The sequence below is a fragment of the Deinococcus roseus genome (genome assembly GCF_014646895.1).
Taxonomy (GTDB): domain Bacteria; phylum Deinococcota; class Deinococci; order Deinococcales; family Deinococcaceae; genus Deinococcus_C; species Deinococcus_C roseus.
This window is the reverse complement of the sequence record NZ_BMOD01000013.1, coordinates 110,844-130,783: the sequence shown is the minus strand read 5'-3', so window position 1 is coordinate 130,783 and position 19,940 is coordinate 110,844. Positions and strand designations below refer to the sequence as shown.

The 19,940-nt window shown below is 57.3% G+C and carries 18 protein-coding genes; 11 read left to right on the top strand and 7 right to left on the bottom strand.

What is annotated here, in order from left to right:
* Positions 1–223: 223 nt before the first annotated feature.
* Together IEY52_RS16230 and IEY52_RS16225 are read left to right on the top strand one after the other, a co-directional pair.
* On the top strand, positions 224–937 hold the full coding sequence (locus IEY52_RS16230) for a PIG-L deacetylase family protein (RefSeq protein WP_189004209.1): 714 nt from the start codon (positions 224–226) through the stop codon (positions 935–937).
* A gap of 51 nt (positions 938–988) precedes the next feature.
* Positions 989–1,189, top strand: a complete 201-nt coding sequence (locus tag IEY52_RS16225; RefSeq protein ID WP_189004207.1) for a hypothetical protein — start codon at positions 989–991, stop codon at positions 1,187–1,189.
* Here IEY52_RS16225 and IEY52_RS16220 read toward each other — a convergent pair.
* Entirely contained in the window at positions 1,175–4,135 is a 2,961-nt protein-coding gene (locus tag IEY52_RS16220; RefSeq protein ID WP_189004205.1) for an ATP-binding protein, read from the bottom strand. The two genes, IEY52_RS16225 and IEY52_RS16220, sit on opposite strands and share 15 nt — an antisense overlap.
* Positions 4,136–4,344: 209 nt before the next feature.
* Here IEY52_RS16220 and IEY52_RS16215 point away from each other — a divergent pair, with 209 nt between their 5' ends.
* Positions 4,345–4,797: a polymorphic toxin-type HINT domain-containing protein gene (locus tag IEY52_RS16215; RefSeq protein ID WP_189004203.1), complete on the top strand. Its 453-nt coding sequence runs from the start codon at positions 4,345–4,347 to the stop codon at positions 4,795–4,797.
* Between the two features lie 33 nt (positions 4,798–4,830).
* A complete protein-coding gene (locus IEY52_RS16210; protein ID WP_189004201.1) occupies positions 4,831–5,649 on the top strand; it encodes a MerR family transcriptional regulator in 819 nt (272 codons plus the stop codon).
* A gap of 64 nt (positions 5,650–5,713) precedes the next feature.
* On the opposite strand, the gene tal is transcribed toward IEY52_RS16210, so the two are convergent.
* Both tal and IEY52_RS16200 read right to left on the bottom strand, forming a co-directional pair.
* A complete protein-coding gene (gene tal, locus IEY52_RS16205) occupies positions 5,714–6,682 on the bottom strand; it encodes a transaldolase (RefSeq protein WP_189004198.1) in 969 nt (322 codons plus the stop codon).
* Between the two features lie 596 nt (positions 6,683–7,278).
* The gene (locus IEY52_RS16200) at positions 7,279–7,872 is read right to left on the bottom strand and encodes a toast rack family protein (protein WP_189004196.1); all 594 of its coding nucleotides are present in this window, start codon (positions 7,870–7,872) and stop codon (positions 7,279–7,281) included.
* Positions 7,873–8,473: 601 nt separating this feature from the next.
* On the opposite strand from IEY52_RS16200, the gene IEY52_RS16195 reads away from it, so the two are divergent.
* Positions 8,474–9,217: a class I SAM-dependent methyltransferase gene (locus IEY52_RS16195; RefSeq protein ID WP_189004194.1), complete on the top strand. Its 744-nt coding sequence runs from the start codon at positions 8,474–8,476 to the stop codon at positions 9,215–9,217.
* A gap of 164 nt (positions 9,218–9,381) precedes the next feature.
* Here IEY52_RS16195 and IEY52_RS16190 read toward each other — a convergent pair whose 3' ends face one another.
* Positions 9,382–9,921, bottom strand: a complete 540-nt coding sequence (locus IEY52_RS16190) for a hypothetical protein (RefSeq protein ID WP_189004192.1) — start codon at positions 9,919–9,921, stop codon at positions 9,382–9,384.
* Between the two features lie 306 nt (positions 9,922–10,227).
* On the bottom strand, positions 10,228–11,106 hold the full coding sequence (locus tag IEY52_RS16185; RefSeq protein WP_189004190.1) for a LysR family transcriptional regulator: 879 nt from the start codon (positions 11,104–11,106) through the stop codon (positions 10,228–10,230).
* Between the two features lie 127 nt (positions 11,107–11,233).
* Here IEY52_RS16185 and IEY52_RS16180 point away from each other — a divergent pair, with 127 nt between their 5' ends.
* Together IEY52_RS16180 and IEY52_RS16175 are read left to right on the top strand one after the other, a co-directional pair.
* On the top strand, positions 11,234–12,175 hold the full coding sequence (locus tag IEY52_RS16180) for an NAD(P)/FAD-dependent oxidoreductase (RefSeq protein WP_189004187.1): 942 nt from the start codon (positions 11,234–11,236) through the stop codon (positions 12,173–12,175).
* On the top strand, positions 12,172–12,624 hold the full coding sequence (locus IEY52_RS16175; RefSeq protein WP_189004185.1) for a peroxiredoxin family protein: 453 nt from the start codon (positions 12,172–12,174) through the stop codon (positions 12,622–12,624). The genes IEY52_RS16180 and IEY52_RS16175 overlap by 4 nt, the downstream gene beginning before the upstream one ends.
* Before the next feature lie 3 nt (positions 12,625–12,627).
* Here IEY52_RS16175 and IEY52_RS16170 read toward each other — a convergent pair whose 3' ends face one another.
* Both IEY52_RS16170 and IEY52_RS16165 read right to left on the bottom strand, forming a co-directional pair.
* The gene (locus IEY52_RS16170; RefSeq protein WP_189004183.1) at positions 12,628–13,671 is read right to left on the bottom strand and encodes a LacI family DNA-binding transcriptional regulator; all 1,044 of its coding nucleotides are present in this window, start codon (positions 13,669–13,671) and stop codon (positions 12,628–12,630) included.
* A gap of 383 nt (positions 13,672–14,054) precedes the next feature.
* Positions 14,055–15,176, bottom strand: coding sequence for a glycoside hydrolase family 172 protein (locus tag IEY52_RS16165; protein WP_189004181.1), 1,122 nt, complete (start codon positions 15,174–15,176; stop codon positions 14,055–14,057).
* Between the two features lie 231 nt (positions 15,177–15,407).
* On the opposite strand from IEY52_RS16165, the gene IEY52_RS16160 reads away from it, so the two are divergent.
* From IEY52_RS16160 to IEY52_RS16145, 4 genes are read left to right on the top strand one after another with little or no spacing between them, the layout of a single operon-like run.
* Positions 15,408–16,667 (top strand): ABC transporter substrate-binding protein, encoded by a 1,260-nt coding sequence (locus IEY52_RS16160; protein WP_189004179.1) that lies wholly within the window; start codon positions 15,408–15,410, stop codon positions 16,665–16,667.
* Entirely contained in the window at positions 16,667–17,599 is a 933-nt protein-coding gene (locus IEY52_RS16155) for a carbohydrate ABC transporter permease (RefSeq protein WP_229684847.1), read from the top strand. The genes IEY52_RS16160 and IEY52_RS16155 overlap by 1 nt, the downstream gene beginning before the upstream one ends.
* Before the next feature lie 10 nt (positions 17,600–17,609).
* Positions 17,610–18,437 (top strand): carbohydrate ABC transporter permease, encoded by an 828-nt coding sequence (locus IEY52_RS16150; protein ID WP_189004176.1) that lies wholly within the window; start codon positions 17,610–17,612, stop codon positions 18,435–18,437.
* The gene (locus tag IEY52_RS16145) at positions 18,434–19,870 is read left to right on the top strand and encodes a glycoside hydrolase family 32 protein (RefSeq protein WP_189004174.1); all 1,437 of its coding nucleotides are present in this window, start codon (positions 18,434–18,436) and stop codon (positions 19,868–19,870) included. The genes IEY52_RS16150 and IEY52_RS16145 overlap by 4 nt, the downstream gene beginning before the upstream one ends.
* The last annotated feature ends 70 nt before the right edge of the window (positions 19,871–19,940 follow it).

Here is a 19,940-nt window from a genome sequence, read left to right as displayed (position 1 = left end):
ACTCTGCCCATTTTTGTTGTCTCAGATGAGTTTTTGCTGAATGGGCCAAACAGTCCCGCATAGGTGCAAAATCTCAGTTAACCCGGCCTGTCTGCATCGTCTGCCGGGTCCCTGGAAAGGTTTTGAAAGGAGCCTCCATGACCCTGCTTTTCCTGCCTCAGCTTTCCATTTTCGCTGTGTCTCAGCAAAACACAGGCATTGCCCGTTCAGAAGGAGTATCTCGATGAACATTGTGGCCGTTTTTCCTCACATGGATGATGAAATTGGTTGTGCAGCCACCCTCGCCCACCACGCCCTACAGGGGGATCAGGTGACGGTGGTGTGGACCACCGCCGGAGAAATGGCTTCCCACTTCCGTGGCATGGCCCGCGAAGAGACCTGCCGCATCCGCCAGAAGCAGGCCAGGGAGGTGTGCAGCATCCTTGGCCTGCAGGGTCGGTTTCTGGATTTTGGAGACACCAGGGTGTCGGCTTCCCGCGAGGAAACGGTGCAGCTGGCTGTCCAGTACGCTGAACTTCAGCCAGATGCCATCCTGACCTGGGACGAAACCAGTGTTTTTGGAGCCGCCCACCCAGACCACCGGGCCACTGCCAGAAGTGCTTATGATGCCATCACTTTTTCCAGACTGCACGCCGTGCTGGACGAGGCAGGACGCGAAGACCTGCAGCCAGTCCGCAAACCGGTGCGCTTTTACCAGTACGCCATGTACGACGACATCAAAAGCCCATGGCCGCTGGTGCATGTCTCTCTGGCTGAGGAGGCCGTCCTGAAAGCCGAAAAAGCTTACGACCTGTACGCCGCATGTTATGGCTGGCCGTACAGGGGCACCGACCTCACCGCTGAAAGGAAGCGCATGGGCATGGAGGTGGGGGTGCCTTATGCAGAGCGTTTCATTTTGCGCAGGCCCCATGCACCGGCAGTCGAGCGGCTGGTTTGACGTCTTGCATGCTGTTGCGCTGTTGTTGCGCCCGGCCCGTACAGTGGCCGCATGCTTCCCAACCGAATGATCCACCGCACCGAGATGGAAAACTGGAACGCCCTGTGTGACTGCGACCTCCCCCTGCTGGAAGAAGACCTGTGCGCCCGCCCCTCCCTCCCTTCGCTGGGGGGCCTGCTCCTGAGCTGGATCAGGGGGATGTTCCAGAAACGCATCTCTGCGCTGCCCCCTGTGTCCTCATCCACCAAGTGACTGGACCAGCACATGGTCCACAGTCAGGCCCTGCCCATGCTGAAGGGCTTCCTGAAACTGCCCTGCCGGGAGCCTGGCCCTGACCCACTGGAGCAGCTGGTTGACCCGCCAGTATTGTGGACCCACCGCCCCGGCGTTTTGCACGGTTCCCAGCAAACGGGCAGCCTCGGTGTTGCGGCCCTGGTGGTGACGCACCTCTGCGAGCAAAACCAGGGCATAACGGCGGCTGGAGGGCTCCCATTGCAGGTGGTCCTGCCTGATCCAGTCGAGCACGGCTTTTTCCGCAAGGTCCGTATCACCTTCTGCAGCCTGCAGCACGGCCAGTTCCACCTGGGTGGCCATGGGTGCGCCGACTTTCAGCCGCTCTTGCAGCTGCAGGCTTTGCTCGAAGTGCTGCCGGGCCGTTTGTACGTCGTTGCGCTGGCGGAATTCGATGCCCAGCACATGCTGGGCAGAGGCCCGCAGCACCAGCAGCCCCCCATCTTCCGGGGCCAGTTCAGTCTGGTGCAGGACCTCTTCCAGGGCACTGCGCATCCTGTCCCAGTGTCCCGCTGCCCGCAGGGCATAAGCCAGGTTGATGCACCCATAAGCCAGCCGCCTCGGATCTCCCGCAGCCCTCAGCAACACCAGGGCCTCTTCTTGCATTTTCAGGCCATGGTCTGGATCTTCATGTCGGTAGGTGCGGGCCAGGGCTTGCAGGCTGCTGGCCACCAGCAAGCCATCCGGGGTGGAACGGGCCAGATCCAGGGCCTCTTCAGCCACCCTGCGGGACTCCAGGAGGTCATGGTGCTGCAACACCCACGCCAGCCGCAACAGGGCCCGCACGGTGAGGGGCACGTCTTGCAGCTGCCGGGCCAGGTGCAGGGCTTCGCTGCCAGCGGCCTGCTGTTCGTCCACCCGGTCGAGCGGATCCAGGGCCTCTGCGCATTGCAGCAGCACTTCTGCACGGGCTGACGGCTCGGTGGTCCATTCCAGCTGGGCCTGCAGGGCAGCAGCCAGTTCACTGAGGGCCCCCACCTGCCGGGCCACCTGGGCGGCTTCTTGCCAGTGGGACAGGGCCACCTCGCCCATCTGGGCCAGGGCAGCATGTTTGCCCAGGAAAGCAGGCGGATGGTCGGGCAACACCTCCAGCACACGGCGGTGCAACCTCTTGCGGCGCTCTGGAGGAACATGCTCTAAGGTGAAGCTGCGCACCCGGTCATGCGAGCACAGGTAACGGCCTCCCTGCTCCACCAGCAAACCGGCCTGCAGCAATTCATCCAGAGCGTCCAGGGCTTCATCTTCCCCGAGCCTGGACAGCTGCAGCAGGGTGTCAAAACCTTCGGGCTGGCCCAGCACCACGCTGCACTGGAACAGCTGCAAAGCACAGCCACCCAGACGGCACAGCCGACCTTCAATGGCATGCTCCACCCCACTGGACCGGGTGGTTTCCAGCTGATTTTGTCCCAGAGGGGTCAGCTGGAGGTGCTGGCCCTGCACTTCAAGCAAGCCCTGATCGATCAGGTCCTGCAGCAGTTCCTTGAGGTAAAGCGGATGGCCCTGGGTGTGTGAAAACAGAAAGCGCAGCACCCTGTCACGGTCCGGACCATGAAGCACAGCGGCCCACCCTTGCAGGTCTCCTTCTGCCAGCACCTGCAGGACCATGCGTCTGGGGTGCATGAACCGACCGATCCTGGACCACCAGGGGGTCACCTGGGAGAGGTTCTCCGTGCGGACGGTGGTCAGCACCAGGATCCGCTGGCTGTGCACGGCCCGGGAAAGCACAAATTCCCACACCCCCAGGCTGGACTGATCTGCCCACTGCAGGTCATCGAAAAACACCACCACCGGACGGTCACTGGCCTGCTGCAACAGGTCCAGCAAAGCGTCCCTCAGACGGGAACGGTTCAGTGGCTCACCTGTGGCACCTGGCGATTTCAGGCCCATGTGGCTGGAAAGCTGGGGCCACAACACCTGCAGGGTTCTGAGGTGTTCCGGGAGCATTTCGCGCAGCGGTTCGAGGTCCCCCTGCACCAGGTTGCGCAGCAGGTCCACGCTGAGGGCATCGGGCAAGATGGCATCCCCCTCCTGGGCGCGGGCCCTCAGCACCCAGGCACCCAGCTTTTCAAACCGTTGCACCGCCTCTTCTGACAGCCTGGATTTCCCAATGCCCGGTTCACCCAGGACCATCACCGCCTGTCCCTGCTGGACCCGGACTTGCTGGAACTGCAGGTGCAGGGTTTCCAGTTCACGCTGCCTTCCAGAAAGGGCCACCTGGCCTGACTGTCCAGGTGAGGCTGCAGGTTTCATTTTGTAGGTCTGCAAGGCGTCTTGCACCTGCTGGGAGACCTGAAGGCCCAGCAGGTGCAGGTGTTGCCGGTGCATTTCAAAGGCATGTTCCGCCTCCATGAGCGAAGCTGCGCTGGCCTGCACCTGCATCAACAGCACACAGGCGTCTGGATCTCCAGGGTCGAGGTAAAACCGCTGTTTTGCCCACTGCACAGCTTCCGGCCAGCGGCCCGCCTGGAAAGCCTGTCGGGTGCGTTCAGCCAGCAACAGAGACTGTCGCGCCTGCGCGGTGTGGCGGGTGTGCTGCAACCAGTCTTGCAACAGGCCCTCTTCGGGCACCTCCAGACCGTGCAGCAAAGGACCGGCTGGCAGGTGTGCTTCTTGCAGGTCATGGGTGTCGCCGGGCTGCAACTGCAAACCCACAAGGTTGCCCTGGACCTCCAGGCGGTCTTCCAGCACCTTGCGCAGTTGCGAGAGCAGGTTTCTGAGCGCACTGCGGGCCACTTCCGGTTCGGAATCGGGCCAGAACAGGCCGGCAAGCTGCTCTCTGGCACAGGGCCTGCGTTCCACCAGCAAATACGCCAGCAGCAGCCACGCTTTGCGTGAAGGCAGGGTCAGGGTCTGGTTCTCCCGAATGATCCGGGGACTTCCCAGCAGGTGCAGGTGTAAAGGGGCCATGGATGCTTTCAGTGTACTGCATGCATGAAAGCGTTCTGGGATTCCAGGCAGGATGATGCAGGTTCTGGGCCTGCCTCCTGATTCTGGATCTGAGGCAGTGGGCCCTTTCAAGTGGCCATCTCAACAATCCATGAAAGCCCTTGAAACATTTGTATGATTTTTGACCACTACGCCAGATTCCTTTGCAGCTTTATCTGAGAATCATCCCGATGGACATTCCTTCTGCGTCACCGAGCGTCCCAACGCCGATGAAGCCGTCTTTGAGGCGCGTTTTGGGGGACAAGAAGCGTTCAGACAGTGAACCCAGACCCAAACCCGAGGACCACCCAGACCTGAGTGACAAATGGGTGGGGGCTGGACACCTCAAAGTTGGGGATAAACTCAAGCAGGCCGACGGCACACTCGATGAATTCAAGTATGTCAACACCATCCAGGAAGCCAGAACCATGTGCAAGTTGGAGGTCGAGGAGGCCCACACTTTCTTCGTGGGGACTCAGGGCTGGTTGGTGCATAACCAGGATGGACCAGGTTGTTTCAATCTTGAATTGCGGTCATATTACCTTCTGTTGATTTATTGTTGCACAGCATGTTTTTCTGATTTTCCACAGGCGGTTTTGCATTCAACAGCTTGCCTGAGTCTGTCCATTCCTGTCAGGGCTTGACTTTGCCCAAGGGGCAACCCTCACACTGAAGGGGTGAAAGCCAAAAGCACAGACCTGATCACCATGCAGGCGTTTTCCAACCTGACCAGGCTGTCCCGCAAGGCCCTGCGCCTGTATGACAGCATGGGTCTGCTGGTTCCGGAGCATGTGGATCCGCAGTCGGGCTACCGACATTACCACCCGGATCAGGCAGACACCGCCCGCCTGATTGCGCTCCTGAGGCAACTGGACATGCCCCTGACCCGCATTCAGGAGGTTCTGGATGTTCCGGAACACCAGAAATCATCGCTGGTGCGCAGGTACTGGAAAGGGGTCGAGCAGGAAACCCACACCCGAAAACGCCTCGTTGAGTATGTGTCCAATGTGCTGGACCACAAGGAGATGCCCATGCATGAAGTGAAAACCCGCCAGATCCCAGATCAGATTGTTGCTACCATCCAGCGCCGCGTTTTTGCAAAAGACATTGGGGAATTCAATGGCAATTCCCTGGGTGCCCTGTTTTCCCATCTGGGAGATCAGGTGTCAGGTGCGCCTTTCATCATCTTCCATGGGGCTGTGAACGAGGATTCGGATGGTCCGGTGGAGGTGTGCATTCCCTTCTCGGGTCAGGTGCAACCTGCTGGAGACATCGGCATCCGCATTGAAGCTGCCCATGAGGAGGCTTACGTCACCATCACCAAAGAGCAGTGCATCTTTCCAGAAATCCTGCAGGCTTATGATGCCGTGTCCAGCTGGATCAAAGCAGAAGGCAAGGATTGTTCTTTCTCCAGTCCCAGAGAGGTGTACTTCGCAGATTTCATGAATGCAGGGCCAGACGATCTGGTGTGTGACATTGCCTATCCCATCCGCTGAACACAGCAAAGCAACCCCTGCCTTTCAACGGGCAGGGGCTTTTTATCGTTCAGGGCGTTTCAGATCAGTGAACGCTCACAACGCCCAGTTGTTGTTCAATCAGGGCCTGCAGTTTCTCGTAGTCGGCGTGGAACTGGCGGATGCCCTCTGCAAGTTTCTCGGTGGCCATGGCGTTCTGGTTCATGCCCCAGCGGAAAGCCTCTTCGGTGAGGATTTCATCTTTCTGCACGCCGTCCTGGGCTGCGGGGTCCAGTGCGCGTTTCAGTTCTCCCAGGTCTTCACTCAGTTCTTTCAGAAGCTGAGGGCTGACGGTCAGGCGGTCACAGCCAGCAAGGGCTTCCACCTGGGCTGCGCTTCTGAAGGAAGCCCCCATCACGATGGTCTGGTAGCCCTGGTCCTTGAAGTGGCGGTAAATGGTCTTCACAGAGTTCACGCCGGGATCTTCTGCGATTTCAAAGCTTTCGACCTTCTGGCTTTTCTTGTACCAGTCGGTGATGCGGCCCACGAAAGGGGAGATCAATGTCACGCCAGACTGGGCACAGGCAATGGCCTGTTCCAGTGCGAACACCAATGTCAGGTTGCACCGGATGCCTTCCTGTTCCAGCACTTTTGCAGCCTGCACGCCTTCCCAGGTGGTGGCGATCTTGATCAGGATCCGCTCTTTGGCGACCCCTTCTTCTGCGTAAAGGCCGATCAGCTTGCGGGCTTTCTCGATCATCTTCTCGGTGTTGAAAGACAGTGATGCATCCACCTCGGTGGAGACGTAACCGGGCACCAGTCGGGTCAGTTCAGTCCCGATGCGCACGGCCAGCTTGTCAATGGCGTCTGAGGCAACATGCTCACTGTTGCGCTTTTTGGCCCATTCGATGGATTCGGTGACCAGATGGGCATACTCGGGACGCTGGGCGGCTTTCAGCACCAGGGAGGGGTTGGTGGTGCAGTCCTGGGGCTGGAATTCCTTGATGGCGTTGATTTCTCCGGTGTCGGCAACCACCACAGAATGGGCTTTCAGTTGTTCAAGCTTGGATGACATGTTTCCTCCTGAAAGGGAATTTGGAGTGCCAGACGGCAGAGATCAATTTGAAAACAGGACGGTGCCTCTGGAAACACCCTCAGTGTACGCTGTACACCAAGTGGTGAATGTAATGGAGCATCACGCTGGTAAACCACTGGCACAAGAGAAACCGCTTCCAAAAAGACTTGCCGATCAGGATTTTGAAGCTCTGAATTTTTGAAATTGCAAAAATTCTCAGATTGTCCCTTTTCCCGGTGAATCCCTGGCGTTTTTTTGGCATTCCCCTGATTCAGAATCGGAGAAACTCCTGATCCTGAGGGTGTGGGTGCCAATTCACTGTCCTGCTGAAGAAGCCAGCACCCATTTGTCCAGCCCTCAGGTTTTTCTGCGGGTCTTTTCTTTGCCTCTAGAGGTGGGTGTCACTTGTTGATGCAGGCAGGTTCTACGGTGCTGAAAAAGGGGAGAACATGGACCACCTGACCTTCAGAACAGTCAGGTGGCGGTGTTTCAAGAAGCCCGGTATCATGGACGAACGGGACATCTGACAGAGCAACATGCGCCACATTGCCCACGAAGCCTGCATGGTCGTGGTGGGTGCCTGGCAGGTGCAGCCCTCAGCGCACCACCGTCAACGCTCCGGCCTGCCAGGTGACGTCCAGTTCAATTTTCTTGCTGGCCGTGTCAAAATTGCCGGTCTGGTAACTTCCCGTCACTTCTGCTCCCTCCGCCACCCGGTTCCTTTCAATGGTCACACTGCCTGAAATGAATTTTTGCAGGTTGAGTTTCAGGCCGGTGTCTTTGGGAACAGTGATTTTGAGGTCCAGTGAATCCATTTTCAATTTCCCTGTGAGGGTTTTTGAAGGCAACTTCAACTGGTAATCTCCAGCGGTGTGGTTGATCTCCAGGGTGTTGATGTTCAGGCCCAGCAAGTTGGCGTTCACGTCACTGGCACTGCTCGACAGGTGCAGGTCCAGGGGCAATTTCGGGCTGAGGCCCACCTTCCAGTCGGAAGCAACACTGCTCTGGCTGAGGTAAGCCACCCCATTTTTCACGGTGGGGTTCTTGATCCCCAGGGTGGGGGAGGCTTTTGGGGCAGCTTGCACCGTGAAAGTGCCCGCTTCATGTTTGAGGTGCAGGTCCACCTTCTGGATCTGGGGGGCAGCAGCCACCGGGGCAGTGAGCAAAACAGTCATCATCAGGGTTTTCATGGTTTCTCCTTCACCAGGGGGTGATGCTTACACCATAAACAGGCTCTGCAAGGTTCCAGTCCTGCATTCTTCTGAACTGAAGTTCATCCTTTTTGCATGAAAAGTTCATCTTGCTGTGTGGTCACTGAGGATGGGGGGTTGACCTGGTGATGCAACCCATGAAACGTTGACCTTTTTGCCGTTGAACGCTCAAAAGATGCAGTGCGGCAGGCAACAGGTGCTGAGTGAAGTCATGCATCCTTTAAGGTGCTCCTCCGAAATGAGAACCCACCATAAGTGCTTCCAGACCACAAAAATGATATAAACAGGGTCCATGTGGCGTTTGAAGGATACGGACACCTGGCACGGAGGGAACCTCAAGCTGTGTGTGGTTGGAACTCCAGCTGCCCTCGGACCTGAGCCCTCTGGGTCAAGTCAGCTTCACCAAAAGCGTGTTGGAACCTTAATACAGAAACGCAAGTCTGGTTGATCAGCAGCCCACTGCACCACCCATGGAACAGCAAACCGTCCATGACATTGGGATTTCGAAACTTTGGCACTTGCGTCGCACGGAGGACAGAGGTTTATGAACGGCAATCTCCTGGAAGAATACAACGCCGCCATGCAACAGGGTCTGATGGACAAGCTTTACTTTCTGGACTACTGCAACGAGGTGCACAACATTGTTGATTTTGGAGCAGCAGATGGAAGTTTGATTGAACTGCTGTACAACCGGTTTGGCAACACCAAAAGGTATTTCGCAGTGGACAACAGCCTTGAAATGCTGGGAATTTTACACAACAGGTTCCAGGGCAATCCCTGTGTCAGTGTTGTGGGTGACATGAAAGACCTTCCTTCCATCTTTGGAACGGACAAAACTGCCGTGATCTTATCAAGCGTCTTGCACGAGATCTACAGTTATGGAACGGACCTGAGACAATTCGAAAAAACCATTTTTGGTGGCGGTTTTTCTGATTGTCCAGAGTACATCTTCATTCGTGACATGAGTCTGTCTCGCACAGCAAACCGCCCGATTGACATCAACGACCTGATGCGTCTCAGAACAAAAGCAAACCCCGCAACCCTTCAAGAATACACAGACTTCTGGGGTGAGATTCATTCAGACAGGGACATGCTTCATTATCTTCTGAAGTACCGCTATGAAGACAACTTTGACCGTGAGAACAGAGAAAACTACTTCGCTCTTCCTTATGAGCGTCTTCTGGAAATTGTGGGCAGCAAGTATTATTTCGTGCATCACGAACATTATGTGTTGCCTTTCCTTCGTAATGTCATCTACAGAGACTTTGGCATCACCGTGAGGGACAACACGCATGTCAAACTCATTCTTCGCAGAAAACAATAGAATCCGCAAGCGGGACGCGGAAGAACGCACAGAAAAGGGGGAGCTTCATTGCTGTCCACCCACATTCCCGGCCCCGAACCGTGGCCGGTCATGCACACCCTGGGTTTTTCACTGGAACCTGTGGGCAGTCCTGCCCTGAAGTGAAGGGCAAATGGACCAGGATGCTACCTGGGGACGGAGCAGTAATTCGGACGGACCATTTTGTTGACCCTGAAGGTGTAAGTGATTTGCTGGTTATTGAGGAGCAAAATGCCAGCCATGTCTTTCAGCACCGTTTTGATCTGGGCTTTCTTGCCAGTGGCATGGTGCTTTGTGAAGGCCGGCTCGAGGACCTGGAAAAAAGGCTCCGGGTCTGCTCTGTTCAGGTCAAAGCAGCCCATCACTGCACGCATCGTCAATCCCAGGCTGGCACCCATGGCATCATTTGCTGCCCTGTCTCCGGGTGGGATCAGGGGATGTTTCCACTCAAATTCCTGAATGACCCGTGAGCCGGGCTTCGTTCTGGCGGTGAACGTGGCCTGGACCACCTCGCCCTTTTTGCTGATGGCCCGCATCAGGTACACCACCTGCCTGCGGCCGTCGGGCAGCTGCTGCTGTTTCATGATTTTGAGGCTGCTTCTGGGGTTGGAGAAGGGTTTCATTTCCATTTCGCTGGCCTGGGACCATCCCAGCAGGGCCAGCAGGATCAACACAACTTTAAGCATGCCCCATGTTCGGGCATCTGTGGGGCGACAGGTGCCCGAAATGATACTTTTGACGGCCTTCATGCACGGCTGTATGTGGGTCCCGCGCAGCATCCACCTCATGTTCTTGCACTTCATTCCACACCCTGCTGGTGCTGCAGCCTGGCTCCATTGACCTGTACGGGTGTCTGTGACAGATACCCAACTGCAACTGAAGCTGTGCATTCTGGTGCGCAGGGAACACTGGGAGAACCCCGATGAACAGGTGAAGTCTTCTGGATTCACCTGCGCTTTTGTCCAGAGGTACACCAGAAGTTTGCCAGAGCTTCAATGCAACGGCAAATGCAGGTGTTCTCTGAGGCTCAGCATGCCCTGCACGGTGGGGTTGCCGTTGTCCTGCCAGACCAGATGGTAACTGGTGTGGGTGTGCAGGATGGGGGAGACCCTGGCAGTGCTGGCCCGTTTTCCCTGGCTTTCGGTCACGATGGCGATGCCCAGACCAGCGTCTGCCAGGCTCAGGGCAGACGCTTCAGACATCACCACCTGACGCAGCTCTTTCTGGCGGTGTCCTGCAGGGGCCACCTCATCAATGAAAGTCACCAGTTCCGGGCAGTGCAGAGGATCATATCCGATGATGGATTCCTTCTGCAGCATTTCGGGGGTGAGGGATTGCCCAGCCAGAGGATGCCCTGCAGGCAGCACCGCCACCAGAGGTTCCTGTTTCAAAAGCAGGTGCTGAATGGGGCCAGGAAAGGTCAGGCCCACAATGATGCCAGCGTCCAGTTGCTGGTTTTCCAGGGCGTTCAGTTGCTCCAGAGCGGTCATTTCCTTCAGATGCAGGCGCAAATCCGGGTACTGCGCATTGCAGATCTGGATGAGTTGCGGCAGGATGCTGGCAGTTGCTCCAGGCACATAACCCACCCGCATGGAGCCTGCTCCGCCACGGGAGACCCGCTGGGTGAGCTGGATGGTTTCTTCCAGCTGGGTCAAGAGGGAACGGGTGCGCGTGTAAAAGACCTGCCCTGCAGGGGTCAGTTCCACCTTGCGGGAGGTGCGCAGGAACAGTTGCACCCCCAACTGGTCTTCCAGCCGTCTGATGGCCTGACTGAGCGGCTGGGGAGCGAGGTGCAGTTCTTCGGCAGCACGGGCGAAATGCAGTTTCTCTGCCACCACCACAAAATAACGCAGCAAACGGATCTCGATCATCATGTAGATGATAAGTGATGATGCTGCAGGAAAATAGTGATGGACATGCATAAAGTGGAAGTGTACCTTGAAGGCAGATCCAGCAGAGCAGCCCTGCAAACCAGAACGCTGCTCCAGAAAGGCTTCCATGACTTCTCAGATTCAACCCCTGGTGATCATCGGTTCGGGACCTGCCGGACTGACCGCTGCCCTTTACGCTGCCCGTGCCCGCCTGCATCCTCTGGTGATCCGTGGACAGACCCCCGGAGGCCAGATCACCACCACCGAACAGATCGACAATTTCCCTGGTTTTCCAGACGGCATCAGCGGTTTTGACCTGGCTGTGCAGATGGAGCGCCACGCCCAGAAATACGGAGCGCAGTACCTGGATGCTTTTGTGAGCCAGGTCCGTCTGGAGCAGCGTCCTTACCTGATCCACACCGACGATGGACAGCAGATCCGTGCAGACCAGCTGATCATCGCCACCGGAAGCACCCCGAAAACACTGGGCATTCCTGGTGAACGGGAGTTTCACAACGCTGGTGTCGAGCACTGCGCCACCTGCGATGGACCGCTTTATGCAGGCCAGACTGTGGTGGTGGTGGGAGGGGGAAGCACTGCCCTGACGGATGCACTGCAGCTTTCCCGTTATGCAAAAGAAGTGCTGCTCCTTCACCGTTCAGGACAGTTCCGTGCTGAAAAGGTGTTGCAGGAACAGGTGCAGGCTGCACCCAACATTCACCTGCATTTACACACCAGACTTCTTGAAATTCAGGGCTCTGATCAGGTGGAACGGGTTTTGATCGAAGACCTGCAGAGCCAGCAGACCCGCCTTCTGCACACCAATGCTGTTTTTGTGTGCATTGGGTCCACGCCCAGCAGCCAGCTCTTTGCAGGACAGCTGGACTTCACCCCTCAGGGACACATTGTTGCCGACCAGAGGGGCCGCACCAGCAAAGCGGGCGTTTACGCTGTTGGGGAAGTCACGGACAGCCCCTACCGTCAGGCCGTCACCAGTGCAGCAGAAGGCGCACGTGCCGCATTAGAAGCCATTCACACTGCACCTGTTCTGGAAAGGACCACCCCATGACCCAGATGACCCAGCACGCCCAGCAAACCGCACCCACCTTTGAAATCCCTTCCAGCCAGGGTGTGCAGCGTCTGGCAGACCACCGCGGCAAATCCAAAGTGCTGCTGTACTTCATGCGGGAATTCAATTGCCCCCTGTGCATGCGCAGCGTGATGGCCATTCACCGCATCCACCCCCTGCTCAAACAGAAAGGCGTGCAGGTGATCGTGATTGGCGGAGGAGACGAAAAAGCCGCCACCACCGTGGCCCAGCGCTTCCAGTTCCCTTTTCCCATTGCTGCTGACCCGGAGCGCAGCGTGTACCGCGCCTACAGCCTGGAGAAAACCCTGGGTTTCCTGCAGTGGAACGGCACCATCCTGATTGACCAGAGCGGAAAGATCATCTACCGCAAGGTTTCCCAGCGTCCGGGGGGCAGTTTCGATCAGGCCGAACTTGAAGCGCTGCTTTAAATTTCACTCAGCCAGCTGGGGGACCCCTGACCCTGCAGAATTCCTCAGAATCAGGGAGCAGTGGGCCAGCTCAAAGGTGGCAGGCAGTTCGGGGTTTTCTTTGAGCTGCAAAACCCGTTCCACAGCCCAGCGTCCCATGTGGTAGTAGGGAATTTCCATGGTGGTCAGGGCGGGCCTCAGGTGCGCAGCGATGATCTCGTGGTTGTCGAAACCCACAATGGCCACATCGTCTGGAATCTTCATGCCCCGCTCTTTGATGGCGTCATAGGCCCCCATGGCGATGCGGTCACTGGCGCAAAAAATCGCTGTGGGAGGCTGGGAAAGCGAAAGCAGGCGGCTGGCATTGTCATAACCGTCCCGTTGCCACCATCCGCCTGAAACCACCAGTTCACGGCCAGTGGAAACCCCGGCTTCGGTGAGTGCCCTCAGGTACCCCTGATGCCGTCCCACAGCTGCTGGAAACCGTGCAGGCCCATTGATGAACCCGATGCGGGTGTGTCCGGCCTCGATCAGCACTCTGGTGGCCTCATATCCGGCCTGTTCTTCATCTGGAACCATTGAGGAAATGCTTTCGTCCGGGGAACTGCAATCCACCAGCACGGTGGGAATGCCCCTTTTGAGGTCAGACACCTGTTCCTGGGTCAGCCTGCGGTGGTGCACGGCAGCAAAAATCAGGCCGTCCACGCCCCGGTTGATCATGGTGTCGATGGCGATTTTCTGCAGGGCATCGTCTTCATCGGTGTTCATGATGAAAAGCATCTGGCCATGCTTCCAGGCGGCTTCCTGCGCCCCTTTCACGATGTTTCCGGCGTAAGGGGTGGTGGAAATCCGGTCCGTCATGAGACCGATCACACTGGAGGTGCCAGACCGCATCAGCCGTGCAGCGTGGTTCGGGTGGTAGCCCATCTCATCGATGATTCTGAGGATCCTCTGGCGCAGCTCATCCCGCACGTTCGGATCGTTGTTGGCGACCCGTGAGACGGTCTTGAAGGACACTCCAGCAACTTCTGCAACGTCTTTGAGGGTGACTCTGCCGTTCTTGGTCATGGATCCAGTCCTTTTCCTGGGGGTTTTCGATCGTTTACAACGTTGTCAAACAGTATAACGCTTTGTGCATTGCAAGGTGCAAGGGGGAAGTGCCGAGGGTGAAGAGCAATGCGCCGAGGGCCGAGGGCCGAGGGCAAACCCAGGGCTTATGCTGAAGCTTTCAGACATGAAGCAGGTGATTTTATGCCATCTGGGATGGCTTGATGGTTTGACAGGTGAGTCCCCTTAAACCACGATGCTCTCAGCTCTCAGCTCTCAGCTCTCAGCTCTCAGCTCTCAGCTCTCAGCTCTCAGCTCTCAGCTCTCAGCTCTCAGCTCTCGGCTCTCGGCTCTCGGCCCCAAAAACACACAACCCCGCCGTCTCCAGCGGGGCCTCTCTGCTTTCACTTGTCCCAGAGCCCGTGTTCAGGCCAGCGTCTGGGCAGGCGGTCTTCCACAGGGGGAAGTTCCGGGAGGGGTTTGTGGGGCTCCAGCTGGTACCAGTAGCCCACGCTGGAGTAATCGTTGCCCTGGTCATTGGCGTGGCCGTGCTCGATGGTGACCCGGATGGATTTGGAGAAGCGGATGGGGTCTTCGATGTGCCAGCGGTACAAACTCCACTTGCCGAAATGCTCCTGAATGTCGCTGCCCAGCGAGATGCCGTGGTAGGGTCCAGCATATTCGCCACTGGGGAAGCCCCAGGCGCAGTTGAAGTAATCTTCGGTGCCGGTGCCGTGGATCTGCGGGGGCCAGGATTCGCCGTCCACGAAGATCATGTCGTCCCCTTCTCCGGGCCAGGTGTAGACCTGATTTGAAGCGTCGAAGTTGTCGATGTTGAGCACGCAGCCCACATAGTGCCCCTCGCCTTCTGCATCCAGAATCACGTAGTTGTCGTCTCCAGTGGTGTTCAGGCCGGGGAGGTCCCAGGGAGCAGGATTTTCCTCTGTGGCTTCGTAGACCACGGGTTCGCAGGGGTTTTCGCGGTGCCAGGTGGCATGGAATCGCCCGAGGTCTGCGGGGGCCTCATCGGTGTAGAGTTCGTAATCGATGTAGAAGAACAGGTTCTCGATGGGGCTTTCCGATTCGTTGATGATCTGGATTTTTGCGCGGCTTCCGAAGGGCATAGGGAAGTAGCAGTTCATGGAGGCTGCAAAGGGACCCTTGGGACCTCTGCGCTCTCCGAAGACCATCGAGAGGGGCAAAGACACGTAGTGTTTGCAGGTGGCGTGACCGATTCCGAAAAAGTCTCCGAAGGGCACCCGCACGCTGGGGTTCTCCTCGCCATCCCAGTACATTTCCAGCACCAGTTTGCGCAGGTAGTGGGGGGCGTAGCAGCGGGTGGTCATCCAGATGTGCTTGATGCATCCAGTCCCTTCGCGGTCGATCAGGACTTCGGTTGCGCCTGCAGGGACCACCCGGAAGTCGCGGTTTCCGCCCGTGCGGTCGTAGCTGGATTCTCTGAGGGTGCGGGCTTTTTTGACAAAGGGGAGCCCACCGAGCGGGCTGTTCGGGTTCCAGACGTCCATGTTTTTCTCCTGGGGGTAAGAAGTGACAAAGCCCAGACATGAGTAAAGGAAAGGGGTTGTCCTGGACCCAGTGGCTTGCTTTGTTGCCATCACCTTAAACCCGAATTGACAACCTTGTCAATGGTCTCTGTCTTGCTGTTGACAACCTTGTCAATTGGGTCTATAGTCAGGTCCATAACCACAACCCAGCGAGGGCCAGAACCCACCTGCCCCTCTCCAGAGGAGTCTGTCATGAAACGCACCAGACCACTGCTGTCCCTTTTGTCTCTCGCCCTGCTTGCCCAGGCCGCCCAGGCCGAAACCCTCACCGTGCTGGTGGAAGGGGGAGGCTTCCAGTTGCAGGAAGCCATCGCCAAAAAATGGGAAAAAACCACCGGAAACAAAGTCACTTTTGTGAATGTGCCCTACGCCGGGGTGCTGGAAAAGCTCTCTGCAGAGATGGCTTCCGGTAGCGCTTCATTTGATGTGGCGACGGTGGATGTGGCCTGGCTTCCCATGCTGCAGGGTTTTGCAGAACCCCTGGACAGCCTCTTCACTGCAGCGGTGAGGAAAGACATCTTCCCGGCTTTGTTGGCAGATGCCCAGTACGGCGGTCACTACATTGGCATGCCCACCTGGACCAACGCCGAAATCCTGCTCTACCGCAAAGACCTCTTTGCAGACCCCAGAAACAAAGCAGACTTCAAAAAGCAGTTCGGATACGACCTCAAAGTCCCCACCACCTGGAAAACCTTTCAGGATGCTGCAAAATTCTTCACGCGGGACACCAACAAAGACGGCATCATCGACCTGTACGGCACCGATGTCAAAGGCAAGGTGGAAACCGAATTCCTGGCCTACGCCCTGCAGGCCGGAGCGAAGGGCCTCTTTGTGGACGACAAAGGCAACGCTTTAAAGCAGTACCGCAATGAATACGTCTCTGCCCTGAAGTACCTGACCGACCTGTACCGCACCCAGAAGGTTTCCCCTCAACCCCTGGATGTGGACTGGAACGCCGCCCAGCAGCTCTTTTACCAGGGCAAGAGCGCCATGACCATCTTCTGGGCACATGCCTACAAGCTCACCCCCGAAGACTCAAAAGTGGAAGGCAAAGTCGGCGCGGCCCCCATCATTGGAGGGAAGTCAGGCGCAGCCGCCATTGCCGGGTCCTGGTACAACATCGTGCCAAAGACCTCCAAAAAGAAAGCCCTGGCAGAAGAATTCGTCAAGTTCGCCTACCAGAACAACGTGCTGGGTCTGGATGCCCCACTGGGACTGGCTGCCCGCAAATCCGCCTTCGCCTCCTACCAGAAAAAACCCGGTTATGAGCACCTCTCTGCCCTGATCAAAACCCTGAACTTCAAGAACACCGCCGGACGCCCCAGGGTGGAAAGCTGGCAGCAGATCACCGATGAGGTGCTGGTCCCCATGATCCAGGACGCTTTCTCTGGCAAGAAAACCCCCGAGCAGGCCGTGGACTGGGCCCTTTCCGAAGTCGAGAATTACCGCTGATGGTCAGCCGTGGCGGCCAGACGCACACCCGTCCCCGGAAACCCCGGCGGGGCCTCTCCGATCAGAATTACGTCCTCATGCTGCTGCTGCCCGCCGCGATTTTCATTGGCATCTTCATGCTCTATCCGCTGGGGATTCTGGTGTACAACAGCTTCCAGCACATCAAACTCACCAATCCCGACAGCAGCACTTTCGCGGGCCTGCAAAATTACCTGGAACTCTTTTCCTCCAGTCGGGTCAGAACTTCGGTGGGCAGAACCCTGCAGTACACCGCTGTCACCCTGCTTGCCGAATTCCTGCTCGGGTTCACCTCTGCACTGCTTTTCTCCTTCCTGGGCAGGAAATCCGACCTGATGCGCACCGTCTTCCTCTTCCCGCTGATGATCTCCCCCCTGGTGGGGGGGATCCTGTGGCGCTTCATGCTGATCGACAATTTCGGCATTGTGAACTGGGTGCTGTACTGGATGCACCTGATCAAAACCCCCAACGACATCAACTGGCTGAGCAGCCCTGACCTGGCCATCTACTCGGTGACTTTGCCCGATGTGTGGCTCACCACCTGCTTCGTTTCCATGATCCTTTACGCCGGGCTGCAGAACATCCCTGTTGAACTCAAAGAAGCCGCCAACATCGACGGAGCCAGTCCTTTGCAGGTGTTCATGCACATCATCCTGCCGCTTTTAAGGCCCGTGATTGCCGTGGTGCTGATCTTGCGCGGCATCGACGCAGCCCGCACCTTCGACATCATCTGGGTGATGACCGGAGGCGGCCCGCAGTTCTCCACCGATGTGCTGAGCCTGCAAATTTACCGCGAAATGGTGCGTTACGGAGACCTCGGGTCCTCTTCTGCCACCGCGACATTGTTTCTGGTGGGCTTACTCATCGCCAGCCTGACGCTCTTTTTCTCCATCTGGAAGCCCGGAAAGCACTGAGGAGGATGCCATGACCCCCCGCCTGACCCTGCAATTGATCGCTGGATTTGCCATCCTGCTGTTCCTCTCCGCCTACGTGTTTCCCTACTTCTACCTGCTCTCCACCTCTTTAAAGCCTGCAGTGGACGCCATCACCGTGCCGCCCACTTTGCTGCCAGAGGCCTTCAGTTTGCAGAATTACCTGACCGTGCTGGCCAACCCTGGCACCCTCAAATCCTTCTCCAACAGCCTGATCATTGCGCTGTGCAGCACGCTGCTTTCCCTGGTGCTCTCGGTGCCAGCAGCTTACGGGATCACCCGCTATTCCACCGTTCCCGGCAGGCTTTTTCTGGTGCTGGCCCTGTGTGCCCGCATGATTCCCTACATCTCCATCGGGGTGCCCCTGTTCAATTTCATGAAGAACCTGCACCTGATCGACACCCACCTGGCGGTGATTCTGGCCCACACCACCATCAATTTGCCCTTATCGATCTGGCTGATGTGCAGTTTCTTTGAAGGCTTCCCAACCGCCATTGAAGAAGCCGCACGGGTGGATGGTTGCTCCCGTTTCGGTGCCCTGATCCGGGTGATTGTGCCTGTTGCGAGTGGAGGCATTGCGGTGACCGCGATTTTCGCCTTCCTGACCTCCTGGAATGAGTTTCTGTTTTCGCTTCTCCTCACCACTGTGAATGCCAAAACTGCCCCCATCGCCATCGCAGAATTCAACACCCAGTACAGCGTGGACTGGGGGGCCATGGCGGCCATGTCCATCCTGTTTTCCCTTCCGGTGATGCTGTTTTCCTTCTTCATGCAGAAGCGCATCGTGTCGGGCCTGACCATGGGAGCCGTGAAGCAATGATTCAGGAAACCTCAGTCCAGGCGCTGTTTCAGGAGCAGCACCGCCCCCAGTACCACTTTTCTGCTGCAAAGAACTGGCTCAACGATCCCAACGGCCTGATCTTTTTGAACGGGGAATACCATCTTTTTTACCAGTACAACCCTCACGGCACCGACTGGGGCAACATGAGCTGGGGACACGCCGTGTCAAAAGACCTGATCCACTGGGAAGAGTTGCCTGTGGCCCTGCAAGACGATGGGGAAACCATGGTTTTTTCAGGAAGCTGCGTGCTGGACCAGGAAAACACTTCTGGGTTTGGCAGTTTGGAAAACCCACCCCTGGTTGCCCTGTACACCGGACACCAGCGCAGTACGGAAATTCAGGTGCAGTGCCTCGCTTACAGCCTGGATCAGGGCAGAAGCTGGACCAGACACGGCACCGTTCTGGATGAGCAAAAAACGGCTTTTCGGGACCCCAAAGTGTTCTGGCATGAAGCCTGTAACTGCTGGGTGATGTTGCTGGCCCTCCCAGAAGACCACCAGATTGCCTTTTACCACTCCGATGACCTGAAAAACTGGACCCTGCAAAGCCACTTTGGACCCACCGGTCACACCGGAGGCATCTGGGAGGTCCCGGATCTCTTCGAACTGGAAACCGAACAGGGCAGCACCCACTGGGTGCTCAAAGTGGATGTCTTCCCCGGAGGACCGCATGGCGGATCGGGATGCCAGTACTGGGTGGGGCACTTCGATGGTGAAACTTTTGCGCCCACCCAGGATGCCAGATGGGTGGACCACGGCAAGGACTTCTATGCTGCCCTCAGTGTGGCCAACCATCCCGAACGCACCGTCTGGCTGGGCTGGATGAACAACTGGCAATACGCCAGAAAACTGGACTTTCATGCCTGGAACGGCCAGATGTCCATCCCCAGAAGCCTGTCTCTGAAAAGCGGTGAAACCGGACTGGAACTGGTGCAGCATCCCATTTCTGAACTTTCTCAGTTGCGCCTGTCCTCTCAGCGCTTGCCTTCCCCCACCTTGCAACCCCATCAGGAGGTGCTGCTTCACGCCCAAGGGCACGCTGCACTGGAACTGCACCTGGAAATCCAGCCCCAGGACACTGCAGAATTTGGCCTCAACTTCCGTTTTTGTGGGTTTCTGGAAATGCAGCTGGGTTACCAGCAGGACGAGCTTTTCCTGCGCAGAAACAGTGCCTTTCCAGAAGAAGGCTTCAATGGCCTCCACACCGCACCCCTCACCCTGAAAAACGATCCCCTGAAGCTGCGCATTCTGCTGGACTGGTCTTCCATCGAGGTTTTTGCAGAGGGCGGGCGGGTGGTGTTTTCCGAGGTGCTGTATCCCAATTGCGGCCCGGTCAGCATCTCCTGCTACAGCACCCGTGGAACGGTGCAGGTGCTCTCTGGGATGGTGTGTGAACTGCAAAGTTACCGCTGAGCAGGGACAAAGGGTCCAGCAACCAAAAAGGGAAGACCGCGTTTCGGGTCTTCCCTGGAATTCTGGATTT

Excerpts from the sequence above, each read along its gene's own strand:
- IEY52_RS16160 (WP_189004179.1), top strand. The coding sequence starts at position 15,408 with ATGAAACGCACCAGACCACTGCTGTCCCTTTTGTCTCTCGCCCTGCTT.
- IEY52_RS16190 (WP_189004192.1), bottom strand. The coding sequence starts at position 9,921 with ATGCTTAAAGTTGTGTTGATCCTGCTGGCCCTGCTGGGATGGTCCCAG.
- IEY52_RS16215 (WP_189004203.1), top strand. The coding sequence starts at position 4,345 with ATGGACATTCCTTCTGCGTCACCGAGCGTCCCAACGCCGATGAAGCCG.
- IEY52_RS16145 (WP_189004174.1), top strand. The coding sequence starts at position 18,434 with ATGATTCAGGAAACCTCAGTCCAGGCGCTGTTTCAGGAGCAGCACCGC.
- IEY52_RS16150 (WP_189004176.1), top strand. The coding sequence starts at position 17,610 with ATGACCCCCCGCCTGACCCTGCAATTGATCGCTGGATTTGCCATCCTG.
- IEY52_RS16180 (WP_189004187.1), top strand. The coding sequence starts at position 11,234 with ATGACTTCTCAGATTCAACCCCTGGTGATCATCGGTTCGGGACCTGCC.
- IEY52_RS16185 (WP_189004190.1), bottom strand. The coding sequence starts at position 11,106 with ATGATCGAGATCCGTTTGCTGCGTTATTTTGTGGTGGTGGCAGAGAAA.
- IEY52_RS16165 (WP_189004181.1), bottom strand. The coding sequence starts at position 15,176 with ATGGACGTCTGGAACCCGAACAGCCCGCTCGGTGGGCTCCCCTTTGTC.
- IEY52_RS16195 (WP_189004194.1), top strand. The coding sequence starts at position 8,474 with ATGCAACAGGGTCTGATGGACAAGCTTTACTTTCTGGACTACTGCAAC.
- IEY52_RS16175 (WP_189004185.1), top strand. The coding sequence starts at position 12,172 with ATGACCCAGATGACCCAGCACGCCCAGCAAACCGCACCCACCTTTGAA.
- tal (WP_189004198.1), bottom strand. The coding sequence starts at position 6,682 with ATGTCATCCAAGCTTGAACAACTGAAAGCCCATTCTGTGGTGGTTGCC.
- IEY52_RS16230 (WP_189004209.1), top strand. The coding sequence starts at position 224 with ATGAACATTGTGGCCGTTTTTCCTCACATGGATGATGAAATTGGTTGT.
- IEY52_RS16170 (WP_189004183.1), bottom strand. The coding sequence starts at position 13,671 with ATGACCAAGAACGGCAGAGTCACCCTCAAAGACGTTGCAGAAGTTGCT.
- IEY52_RS16220 (WP_189004205.1), bottom strand. The coding sequence starts at position 4,135 with ATGGCCCCTTTACACCTGCACCTGCTGGGAAGTCCCCGGATCATTCGG.
- IEY52_RS16225 (WP_189004207.1), top strand. The coding sequence starts at position 989 with ATGCTTCCCAACCGAATGATCCACCGCACCGAGATGGAAAACTGGAAC.
- IEY52_RS16200 (WP_189004196.1), bottom strand. The coding sequence starts at position 7,872 with ATGAAAACCCTGATGATGACTGTTTTGCTCACTGCCCCGGTGGCTGCT.
- IEY52_RS16155 (WP_229684847.1), top strand. The coding sequence starts at position 16,667 with ATGGTCAGCCGTGGCGGCCAGACGCACACCCGTCCCCGGAAACCCCGG.